The organism is Actinotalea sp. C106 (assembly GCF_023630195.1).
Taxonomy (GTDB): domain Bacteria; phylum Actinomycetota; class Actinomycetes; order Actinomycetales; family Cellulomonadaceae; genus Actinotalea.
In genome coordinates this window covers 1-1,036 of sequence record NZ_JALPKN010000538.1, presented here as the reverse complement: position 1 = coordinate 1,036, position 1,036 = coordinate 1, and the positions used below count along the sequence as shown (strand labels likewise).

Below are 1,036 nucleotides of genomic sequence, written 5' to 3'. Positions count from 1 at the left end.
CCCACTTAACGGGGTGGCGAGTCCGGCGAGGTCGTTCAGGGTGGTCCCCGGTCGGGGCGGCTCGTCGGCGGTCGCGAGCCCCCAGCCGCGCTCGGGGTCGCGCAGGGCGATGCTCACCAGGTCGGCCGAGACGTGGCCAGCCGCGAGGGCGGCCGCGTACCGCTGCTGGCTGCGCACCGCGTAGGCGTCTGCCCGGTCCTTGGTCAGGGCCGGGTACCGGTCGTGCAGGTTCTCGGCGGTCGCGCCCATCACGAGGGCCGAGGAGTCGACCAGCCGTTCGGCCACGAAGCGGGGGTTGGGGTCGGTGTCCGCACCCATCGGGTGGTGCCCCATGTGCTCCACCCCGCCGGCGATCGCGACCTGCTGCGCCCCGGCCATGATCGCCGAGGCCGTCGCGGTGACCGCCGTCATCGCTCCCGCGCACATCCGGTCCACGGCGAACCCCGGCACGGTGCGCGGCAGCCCCGCGAGCACGGCGACCGACCGTCCGAGGGTGAGCCCCTGGTCACCGCTCTGGCTGGTCGCGGCCAGGGCGACGTCGTCGACGCGCTCGGGGGGCAAGGCGGGAGAGCGCCGCAGGAGCTCGCGCGTGGCCTTGACCGCGAGGTCGTCGCCGCGGGTGTGGGCGTAGATCCCGTCCGGGCGGGCCCGGCCGAACGGGGTGCGCACCCCGTCGACGAAGACGACGTCCTGGACCGTGCGGCGCGGGGTGCTCATGGGCTCTCCTGGGGTGGACGACGTTGTCCGGGCGATGCTGCTGGATGGTGAAGCTACTGGAGAGTAACAAAGGCCGCCGCGAGCCGCGGGGCGACGAGCTCGACCTGCCACGGCCGGGCCCCCGCCGCCGTGAGCGTCTCGGCCACGGTGGCGTCGTCTGTCCGGGCTGGCGGGGACCAGCACAGGCGGCGCAGCAGGTCGGGGGTCAGCAGGTTCTCCACGGGCACCTGGTGCTGCTCGCCGATCTCCGCGACCACGGTCCGCGCGACGGCGAGCCGTCCGGCCGCCGCCGGGTCGCGGTCGGACCAGGTGCGGGGCG

At 75.4% G+C, this 1,036-nt stretch carries 2 pseudogenes; both read right to left on the bottom strand.

Features of this window, described 5'->3' with window-relative positions:
• Positions 1 to 717, bottom strand: a pseudogene (locus tag L0B03_RS18330) (acetyl-CoA C-acyltransferase); the annotation flags it as partial.
• Between the two features lie 53 nt (positions 718 to 770).
• Positions 771 to 1,036 (bottom strand): annotated as a pseudogene (locus L0B03_RS18325) (ribonuclease D); the annotation flags it as partial.